Source organism: Candidatus Pantoea deserta (assembly GCF_003813865.1).
Taxonomy (GTDB): Bacteria; Pseudomonadota; Gammaproteobacteria; order Enterobacterales; family Enterobacteriaceae; genus Pantoea; species Pantoea deserta.
The window spans coordinates 18755-27788 of record NZ_RMVG01000029.1 but is presented as its reverse complement, the minus strand read 5'-3'; the positions used below and the strand labels follow the sequence as shown (position 1 = coordinate 27788).

At 52.2% G+C, this 9034-nt stretch carries 15 protein-coding genes; all 15 read left to right on the top strand.

The window, feature by feature from the left end; translation table 11 throughout:
- Positions 1-648 precede the first annotated feature (648 nt).
- The 15 genes from bfd to rplN all read left to right on the top strand — a co-directional run bounded on the left by bfd (position 649) and on the right by rplN (position 9033).
- Positions 649-843, top strand: a complete 195-nt coding sequence (bfd, locus tag BBB56_RS22265; protein WP_123803084.1) for a bacterioferritin-associated ferredoxin — start codon at positions 649-651, stop codon at positions 841-843.
- 85 nt (positions 844-928) lie between these two features.
- Positions 929-1411 carry a bacterioferritin gene (gene bfr / locus BBB56_RS22260; RefSeq protein WP_123803083.1) on the top strand — a complete coding sequence of 161 codons (483 nt, stop codon included), beginning with the start codon at positions 929-931 and terminating at the stop codon, positions 1409-1411.
- Between the two features lie 377 nt (positions 1412-1788).
- On the top strand, positions 1789-2100 hold the full coding sequence (gene rpsJ, locus BBB56_RS22255) for a 30S ribosomal protein S10 (RefSeq protein WP_001181005.1): 312 nt from the start codon (positions 1789-1791) through the stop codon (positions 2098-2100).
- A gap of 32 nt (positions 2101-2132) precedes the next feature.
- Positions 2133-2762 carry a 50S ribosomal protein L3 gene (gene rplC / locus BBB56_RS22250; protein ID WP_123803082.1) on the top strand — a complete coding sequence of 210 codons (630 nt, stop codon included), beginning with the start codon at positions 2133-2135 and terminating at the stop codon, positions 2760-2762.
- A gap of 10 nt (positions 2763-2772) precedes the next feature.
- Positions 2773-3378 (top strand): 50S ribosomal protein L4, encoded by a 606-nt coding sequence (gene rplD, locus BBB56_RS22245; protein WP_123803081.1) that lies wholly within the window; start codon positions 2773-2775, stop codon positions 3376-3378.
- Positions 3375-3677 carry a 50S ribosomal protein L23 gene (rplW, locus tag BBB56_RS22240; RefSeq protein ID WP_033752969.1) on the top strand — a complete coding sequence of 101 codons (303 nt, stop codon included), beginning with the start codon at positions 3375-3377 and terminating at the stop codon, positions 3675-3677. The genes rplD and rplW overlap by 4 nt, the downstream gene beginning before the upstream one ends.
- Before the next feature lie 17 nt (positions 3678-3694).
- Entirely contained in the window at positions 3695-4516 is an 822-nt protein-coding gene (rplB, locus tag BBB56_RS22235) for a 50S ribosomal protein L2 (RefSeq protein ID WP_033752967.1), read from the top strand.
- A 16-nt stretch (positions 4517-4532) separates the two neighbouring features.
- Positions 4533-4811 carry a 30S ribosomal protein S19 gene (gene rpsS, locus BBB56_RS22230; protein WP_001138115.1) on the top strand — a complete coding sequence of 93 codons (279 nt, stop codon included), beginning with the start codon at positions 4533-4535 and terminating at the stop codon, positions 4809-4811.
- A 13-nt stretch (positions 4812-4824) separates the two neighbouring features.
- On the top strand, positions 4825-5157 hold the full coding sequence (gene rplV, locus BBB56_RS22225) for a 50S ribosomal protein L22 (RefSeq protein ID WP_007891659.1): 333 nt from the start codon (positions 4825-4827) through the stop codon (positions 5155-5157).
- Between the two features lie 17 nt (positions 5158-5174).
- On the top strand, positions 5175-5873 hold the full coding sequence (gene rpsC / locus BBB56_RS22220; RefSeq protein ID WP_009087585.1) for a 30S ribosomal protein S3: 699 nt from the start codon (positions 5175-5177) through the stop codon (positions 5871-5873).
- Between the two features lie 12 nt (positions 5874-5885).
- Complete coding sequence (rplP, locus tag BBB56_RS22215) at positions 5886-6296, top strand: 50S ribosomal protein L16 (RefSeq protein WP_002438716.1); 411 nt, start codon at positions 5886-5888, stop codon at positions 6294-6296.
- On the top strand, positions 6296-6487 hold the full coding sequence (gene rpmC / locus BBB56_RS22210; protein ID WP_025902044.1) for a 50S ribosomal protein L29: 192 nt from the start codon (positions 6296-6298) through the stop codon (positions 6485-6487). Before rplP ends, rpmC begins: the two co-directional genes overlap by 1 nt.
- A complete protein-coding gene (rpsQ, locus tag BBB56_RS22205) occupies positions 6487-6741 on the top strand; it encodes a 30S ribosomal protein S17 (RefSeq protein WP_081134621.1) in 255 nt (84 codons plus the stop codon). Before rpmC ends, rpsQ begins: the two co-directional genes overlap by 1 nt.
- A gap of 317 nt (positions 6742-7058) precedes the next feature.
- Positions 7059-8411 carry an 8-oxoguanine deaminase gene (locus BBB56_RS22200; RefSeq protein WP_123803086.1) on the top strand — a complete coding sequence of 451 codons (1353 nt, stop codon included), beginning with the start codon at positions 7059-7061 and terminating at the stop codon, positions 8409-8411.
- A gap of 250 nt (positions 8412-8661) precedes the next feature.
- Positions 8662-9033, top strand: coding sequence for a 50S ribosomal protein L14 (gene rplN, locus BBB56_RS22195; RefSeq protein WP_048912853.1), 372 nt, complete (start codon positions 8662-8664; stop codon positions 9031-9033).
- Position 9034 lies beyond the last annotated feature (1 nt).

Below are 9034 nucleotides of genomic sequence, written 5' to 3'. Positions count from 1 at the left end.
TTAATTGCGTTAGCAAGGTGGCCTTCGGGCCACCAGAGCAGAAAAAAGAGCACTTCGGTGCTCTTTTTTTTTGCGCTTAATAAAATAGCGAAGTGTCGATAACACCTTGCTTTTCAGTTTCACTCTCTTTCAGGCAAATATATTTCCTGTCTGAACAGGCTTAATGACATCTGCAAAGTCTTTTGAGGGACTATTTGCATTGTGAAAATAAAGATGCGCGGTGATACTGGAGGCGACTTTAGTTATCTTCCGAGGTGTCTTCTCTACGCTTATCAGCCGTGAGCTCCAGACCATAGAGGCGCGCTCTTTTTGGTTCCTGCTCTCCTGTCTCCTGTCTCCTGTCTCCTGTGTGATTTTGTTGCCCCTTTTAACGCTCTGCCGGTATGGCCGCTAATGCCAGGCGTTCTTTCCGCTGGCTTACTTTTTGCGCCTGAGCAAAGGGATCATGCTGAAGGGTTATACTCTCTTTACTATGCGCGCGGATTTTGGCTTGCTGATGCTGTTGATGTTGTTACAGCTGTGGTTGGCGATGAAGCTTATGCAGCGAAAGGTTGAGGTTCTGGGTTAAGCCTTACCGGAACGGCTTACGGTTGAAACAAAAATGATTCTTATTTACACTGTGATCATTATTTATACCGGAGTCCACAGATGTACATCTGTTTGTGTAACGGCATTAGCGACAAATCCCTGCGCGAAGTCGTACGGCGTTATCAGCCTAAATCTATTCAGGAACTGCGCCACCTGGTGCCCGTCGGCAAGCAGTGCGGCAAATGCGTTCGCGCCGCGCGTGAGATTATGGAAGACGAGCTTCAGCATGCGCCGCTCTATAAAGAAATAGCCTGAGAATACCCCCAATTTTTATCGCGTTTTTTTGACTTCCTCGCAACCGCTGTCCAGGATTTAATCAACTGGAAGCGGAGGAAGCAAAATGAAGGGCGACGTTAAAATCATAAGTCATCTCAATAAATTGCTGGGAAATGAACTGGTTGCTATTAATCAGTACTTTCTGCATGCGCGAATGTTCAAAAACTGGGGGCTGATGCGCCTCAATGATACGGAGTATCACGAATCCATTGATGAGATGAAGCACGCCGATAAATACATCGAGCGTATTCTGTTTCTGGAAGGCATTCCTAACCTTCAGGACTTAGGGCGTCTGCGCATTGGCGAAGACGTCGAAGAGATGCTGCGCTCTGACCTTCAGCTGGAGCTGGAAGGGGCAAGGGATTTGCGCGAGGCCATTGCCTATGCCGATAAGGTGCATGACTACGTCAGCCGTGACATGATGATCGAAATCCTGGCGGACGAAGAGCATCATATCGACTGGATTGAAACCGAGCTGGAGCTAATTAACAAGTTGGGCATCCAGAACTATCTCCAGGCCCAGATCCGCGAACGCGAAGAAGAGTAAAGCGTCAGTGACTAACAGAGTAAAGCCGCCCGCTTCGCCGCTTGACGGTCAGAGGCGGGCGGCTGTTTTATATTGCCCTTTCTGACCCGCAGTCTGTTCTTTTTTTACTTCCCTCAGGCGACTCGCCGCGCGACCAACAGAAAATCAGGTTAAAAACAGAACACGGGTTGCTTCCTGAGCAGATTTACGTATAATGCGCGGGCTTGCCGATATTGGCAGGCGCGATTCGAGCAGAATCGCAGGCGGCAGCATGTTAGGTCGCCTGACAATACTCCCAATTGTGGAGTTATATGCTGAACGATTACACTCTCCCATCAATCGTAATGGGTGCGAGTAGTAATTTTTTTCGTCTATAAAAAGTTTGGAGCTCTGGTCTCATGCAGAACCAAAGAATCCGTATCCGTCTTAAAGCGTTTGATCATCGTCTGATCGATCAATCAACCGCGGAAATCGTAGAGACTGCCAAGCGCACTGGTGCGCAGGTTCGCGGTCCGATCCCGCTGCCGACTCGCAAAGAGCGCTTCACCGTTCTGATCTCTCCGCACGTTAACAAAGATGCGCGCGATCAGTACGAAATCCGCACTCACAAGCGTCTGGTAGACATCGTTGAGCCAACTGAAAAAACCGTTGATGCTCTGATGCGTCTGGATCTGGCTGCCGGTGTAGACGTGCAGATCAGCCTGGGTTAATCAGGTCATCGAGCGATTGAGAGGTTGATACAATGATTGGTTTAGTCGGTAAAAAAGTGGGCATGACCCGCGTCTTCACTGAAGACGGCGTTTCAATCCCAGTAACCGTAATCGAAGTTGAAGCAAACCGCGTTACTCAGGTCAAAGGCCTGGAGAACGATGGTTACCAGGCAATCCAGGTTACCACCGGTGCGAAAAAAGCGAACCGTGTGACCAAACCTGAAGCTGGTCATTTTGCTAAAGCTGGCGTTGAAGCTGGCCGTGGTCTGTGGGAATTCCGCACCGTTGAAGGTGAAGAGTACTCTGTTGGCCAGAGCATCAGTGTTGAAATTTTCGCTGACGTTAAAAAAGTAGACGTAACCGGTACCTCTAAAGGTAAAGGTTTCGCAGGTACCGTTAAGCGCTGGAACTTCCGTACCCAGGACGCGACTCACGGTAACTCCCTTTCTCACCGCGTTCCGGGTTCTATCGGTCAGAACCAGACTCCGGGCAAAGTGTTCAAAGGTAAGAAAATGGCAGGTCAGCTGGGTAATGAGCGCGTAACCGTTCAGAGCCTGGATGTGGTACGTGTTGACGCTGAGCGCAACCTGCTGCTGGTGAAAGGTGCTGTCCCGGGTGCTACCGGTAGCGACCTTATCGTTAAACCAGCTGTGAAGGCGTAAGGGGATAGCAATGGAATTAGTACTGAAAGACGCGCAGAGCGCGCTGACTGTTTCCGAAACTACCTTCGGTCGTGATTTCAACGAAGCGCTGGTTCACCAGGTTGTTGTTGCATATGCTGCTGGTGCTCGTCAGGGTACCCGTGCGCAGAAAACGCGTGCTGAAGTAACTGGTTCAGGCAAAAAGCCGTGGCGTCAGAAAGGCACCGGCCGTGCGCGTTCAGGTTCTGTCAAGAGCCCGATCTGGCGTTCAGGTGGCGTGACCTTCGCTGCGCGTCCGCAGGACCACAGTCAAAAAGTTAACAAAAAGATGTACCGCGGCGCGCTGAAAAGCATCCTGTCCGAGCTGGTACGTCAAGATCGTCTGATCGTTGTCGAGACGTTTTCTGTAGAAGCGCCGAAAACCAAGCTGCTGGCACAGAAACTGAAAGACATGGCGCTGGAAGACGTGCTGATCATCACCGGTGAACTGGATGAGAATCTGTTCCTGGCTGCGCGCAACCTGTACAAGGTTGACGTGCGCGATGCAGCGGGTATCGACCCAGTTAGCCTGATCGCCTTCGACAAAGTCGTTATGACTGCTGACGCAGTTAAGCAAGTTGAGGAGATGCTGGCATGATCCGTGAAGAACGTCTGCTGAAAGTACTGCGCGCGCCGCACGTATCTGAAAAAGCGTCTGCTGCGATGGAAAAAACCAACACCATCGTTCTCAAAGTTGCTAAAGACGCGACCAAAGCAGAGATCGTTGCTGCTGTTGAAAAACTGTTCGAAGTAGAAGTTAAAGACGTGAATACCCTGGTTGTTAAAGGGAAAACTAAGCGTCACGGACAGCGTATCGGTCGTCGCAGCGACTGGAAAAAAGCTTACGTCACCCTGAAGGAAGGCCAGAACCTGGACTTCGTCGGCGGCGCTGAGTAAGTCGGAGGAGAAAGACAATGGCAGTTGTTAAATGTAAACCGACATCTCCGGGTCGTCGCCACGTCGTTAAAGTGGTAAACCCTGAGCTGCACAAGGGCAAACCTTTTGCCCCGCTGATCGAAAAGAACAGCAAATCCGGTGGTCGTAACAACAATGGTCGTATCACTACCCGTCATATCGGTGGTGGTCACAAGCAGGCTTACCGTATTGTTGACTTCAAACGCAACAAAGACGGTATCCCGGCAGTTGTTGAACGTCTTGAGTACGATCCGAACCGTTCTGCGAATATCGCACTGGTTCTGTACAAAGACGGTGAGCGCCGTTACATCCTGGCCCCTAAAGGCCTGAAAGCCGGCGACCAGATTCAGTCTGGCGTTGATGCTGCGATCAAAGCAGGCAACACCCTGCCGATGCGTAACATCCCGGTGGGTTCTACTGTGCACAACGTAGAAATGAAGCCGGGCAAAGGCGGTCAGATCGCTCGCTCTGCTGGCGCTTACGTGCAGATCGTTGCGCGTGAAGGCTCCTACGTTACCCTGCGTCTGCGTTCAGGCGAAATGCGTAAAATCGAAGCTGATTGCCGCGCAACCCTGGGCGAAGTCGGCAACGCTGAGCATATGCTGCGCGTTCTGGGTAAAGCTGGTGCAACTCGTTGGCGTGGTGTTCGTCCGACCGTTCGCGGTACCGCGATGAACCCAGTAGATCACCCGCACGGTGGTGGTGAAGGTCGTAACTTTGGTAAGCACCCGGTCACTCCGTGGGGCGTTCAGACCAAAGGTAAGAAGACCCGTAGCAACAAGCGTACTGATAAATTTATCGTACGTCGCCGTAGCAAATAATTTTAGAGGATAAGCCATGCCACGTTCTCTCAAGAAAGGTCCTTTTATTGACCTGCACTTGCTGAAGAAGGTAGAGAAAGCGGTGGAAAGCGGAGACAAGAAGCCCCTGCGCACCTGGTCCCGTCGTTCAACGATCTTCCCTAACATGATCGGTTTGACCATCGCTGTCCATAATGGTCGTCAGCACGTTCCTGTCTTTGTTTCCGACGAAATGGTCGGCCACAAGCTGGGTGAATTTGCACCGACACGTACTTATCGCGGCCACGCTGCTGATAAGAAAGCCAAGAAGAAATAAGTAGGAGGAAGAGATGGAAACTATTGCTCAACATCGCCATGCTCGTTCTTCTGCTCAGAAGGTTCGCCTTGTGGCTGACCTGATTCGCGGTAAGAAAGTGTCGCAGGCTCTGGATATTCTGACCTACACCAACAAGAAAGCGGCTGTACTGGTTAAGAAGGTCCTGGAATCTGCCATTGCTAACGCCGAACACAACGATGGCGCTGATATCGACGATCTGAAAGTCGCGAAAATTTTCGTAGACGAAGGCCCGAGCATGAAGCGCATTATGCCGCGTGCTAAAGGTCGTGCAGATCGCATCCTGAAGCGCACCAGCCACATTACTGTGGTTGTGTCCGATCGCTGAGACTCTGGAGACTAGCAATGGGTCAGAAAGTACATCCTAATGGTATTCGCCTGGGTATTGTAAAACCATGGAACTCTACCTGGTTTGCGAACACCAAAGAATTCGCTGACAACCTGGACAGCGATTTTAAAGTTCGTCAGTTCCTGACTAAAGAACTGGCAAAAGCGTCTGTATCTCGTATCGTTATCGAGCGTCCGGCTAAGAGCATCCGTGTGACCATTCACACCGCTCGCCCGGGTATCGTTATCGGTAAAAAAGGTGAAGACGTAGAAAAACTGCGCACGGTCGTCGCGAACATCGCTGGCGTTCCTGCACAGATTAATATCGCCGAAGTCCGTAAGCCGGAACTGGACGCGAAACTGGTTGCTGACAGCATCACTTCACAGCTGGAGCGTCGCGTGATGTTCCGTCGTGCTATGAAGCGTGCGGTTCAGAACGCCATGCGTCTGGGCGCGAAAGGTATCAAAGTTGAAGTTAGCGGCCGTCTGGGCGGCGCAGAGATCGCACGTACCGAATGGTACCGTGAAGGTCGCGTACCGCTGCACACGCTGCGTGCTGACATTGACTACAACACCTCTGAAGCGCACACCACTTATGGTGTAATCGGCGTTAAGGTATGGATCTTCAAAGGCGAGATCCTGGGTGGTATGGCTGCTGTTGAACAACCGGAACCGGCTGCTCAACCTAAAAAGCAGCAGCGTAAAGGCCGTAAGTAAGGAGAGTCGCTGATGTTACAACCAAAGCGTACAAAATTCCGTAAAGTGCACAAAGGCCGTAACCGCGGTCTGGCGCAGGGTACGGATGTTAGCTTCGGTACTTTCGGTCTGAAAGCTGTTGGCCGTGGTCGTCTGACTGCTCGTCAGATCGAAGCAGCACGTCGTGCTATGACCCGTGCAGTTAAGCGTCAAGGTAAGATCTGGATCCGTGTATTCCCGGACAAACCGATCACCGAGAAGCCGCTGGAAGTGCGTATGGGTAAAGGTAAGGGTAACGTGGAGTATTGGGTTGCCCTGATTCAGCCTGGTAAAGTCCTGTATGAAATGGACGGCGTACCAGAAGAGCTGGCCCGTGAAGCCTTCAAGCTGGCAGCAGCAAAACTGCCTATCAAAACCACCTTTGTTACTAAGACGGTGATGTAATGAAAGCAACTGAGCTGCGTGAAAAAAGCGTCGAAGAGCTGAACACTGAGCTGCTAAATCTGCTGCGTGAGCAATTTAACCTGCGCATGCAGGCAGCATCTGGCCAACTACAGCAGACCCATCTGCTGAAACAAGTTCGCCGTGATGTTGCACGCGTTAAGACTTTACTGACTGAGAAGGCGGGTGCGTAATGACCGATAAAATCCGTACTCTGCAAGGTCGTGTTGTTAGTGACAAGATGCAGAAATCTGCTGTTGTCGCTATCGAGCGTTTCGTGAAACACCCGATCTACGGTAAATTCATTAAGCGTACGACTAAGCTGCACATCCATGACGAGAACAACGAATGCGGTATCGGTGACGTGGTTGAAATCCGCGAAACCCGTCCGCTGTCCAAGACTAAGTCCTGGACTCTGGTTCGCGTTGTAGAGAAAGCGGTTCTGTAATAAGAACAGCTCTTTCTGAAGAAACCCTCTGCTTCGGCAGAGGGTTTTTTTTTGCCGATTATTTGGGCGTATTCCCTGTATTGGTCAAAATAGCGCCGTCTGGTTTGTTGATAATGATCCTCGCTTGTGTCGCGGCAATGATGCCGCGTGGTATCTCAATATGGACAAGGAAGAGCAGGATGAAAAAGGAAACGCCGGACCGCCTTCGTCGGTCTTTACTTACCGTGCCGCTGCTGGCGGCGATCCCTTCCGTTAGCGTGGCGAAAAAAGAATCGTTACTATCAACCCCTCACTTACCGCCGCAAAAGGGGCAGGGGATGCAACCTACGCTATTACTGAAAAACGCTGAGATAGTGGTCTGTATGGATGACGCCCGACGTGAAATCCGCAATGGCAGCATCTATATCCGGGGAGACAAGATTGAGGCGGTTGGCGCCGCAGAGACCTTGCCGCAGCAGGCCGATGAAATTATTGACCTGCGCGGGCACATCGTGGTGCCGGGATTGATCAATACCCATCATCATATGTATCAGAGCCTGACGCGCGTTATCCCGTCGGTCCAGAACGGCGAACTGTTCAACTGGCTGACGCATCTCTATCCCATCTGGCAGAAACTGACGCCGGAGATGATTCATGTCTCCACCCAGACGGCGATGGCCGAGCTGATTCTCTCAGGCTGTACCACGACCAGCGATCACCTCTATGTCTATCCCAACGGCTGCCGGCTTGACGACAGTATTCACGCCGCAGCTACGATGGGGATGCGCTTTCACGCCAGTCGCGGCAGCATGAGCGTCGGTCAAAAGCAGGGAGGACTGCCTCCGGACTCTCTGGTCGAGAAAGAGTCCGCTATTCTGGAAGACACGCAGCGGGTTATTGAGCGTTACCACGATGACAGCCGCGGCGCCATGTTGCGTATTGTCGTCGCCCCCTGTTCTCCGTTCTCTGTCAGCCGCGAGTTAATGAAAGAGTCCGCCGCACTGGCGCGTCATTACAACGTCTCAATGCACACCCATCTGGCAGAGAATGACAGCGACATCCGCTATAGCCGGGAGAAGTTCAACATGACTCCGGCGCAGTATGTAGAAGATCTTGGCTGGGTAGGGCACGACGTGTGGCATGCGCACTGCGTCAAGCTCGACGAGCACGGCATCGCGCTGTTCGCCCGCACGGGCACCGGCGTCGCTCACTGCCCCTGTTCCAATATGCGTCTCGCTTCGGGCATCGCGCCGGTGCGGCATATGTGCGACGCGGGCGTTAATGTTGGGCTGGGCGTCGATGGCTCCGCTTCGAATGACAGCTCCGATCTTATCGGCGAAGCGCGTCAGGCGCTGCTGTTGCAGCGGGTAGGGTTCGGTCCCGATGCGATGAACGCGCGACAGGCGCTGGAGCTGGCGACGCGGGGCGGAGCAAAAGTGCTGAACCGCGATGACATTGGCTCTGTTGCCCCCGGTATGCAGGCGGATCTGGCGATATTTGACCTCAACTCTCTCGGCCTGGCAGGCGCAGGGCACGACCCCGTCGCCGCGCTGGTATTTTGCAATCCGGGACAGGTCGCCTATAGCGTGATCAACGGAAAGGTGGTGGTGCGTAAAGGGGAGCTGGCGGTAATCGACCTGCCAGAGCTGGTTTCCCGCCACAACAAACTGGCCGCGCAGCTCATGGCGTAAAGGGTAACTGACAGAAGAATTAGCGAGTGTTGAAAAATAAGGCAGATTACATTTGCTACTGTTGACACTATTCCCTAGAATACGCCCTCCCTGTTATCAGGGAAAATAAGCGGCTCCATTGCTGAGCCGTTCATTTTTTCTACCCATCTGTGAGAACCGGTGTTATAATGCCGCGCCCTCAAATATGGGGCTTTCTAACGACCTGAGTTTTGGGTCCCGAAGTAGTAGTTGACATTAGCGGAGCACTAAAATGATCCAAGAACAGACTATGCTGAACGTCGCCGACAACTCCGGTGCACGTAGCGTAATGTGTATCAAGGTTCTGGGTGGCTCGCACCGTCGCTACGCAGGCGTCGGCGATATCATCAAAGTTACCATCAAGGAAGCAATTCCGCGTGGTAAGGTGAAAAAAGGTGATGTCCTGAAGGCGGTAGTGGTGCGCACCAAGAAGGGTGTTCGTCGCCCGGACGGTTCTGTCATTCGCTTCGATGGTAACGCATGCGTTATTTTGAACAATAACAGCGAGCAGCCAATCGGAACGCGTATTTTTGGGCCGGTAACTCGTGAACTTCGTACTGAAAAGTTCATGAAAATTATCTCTCTGGCACCAGAAGTACTCTAAG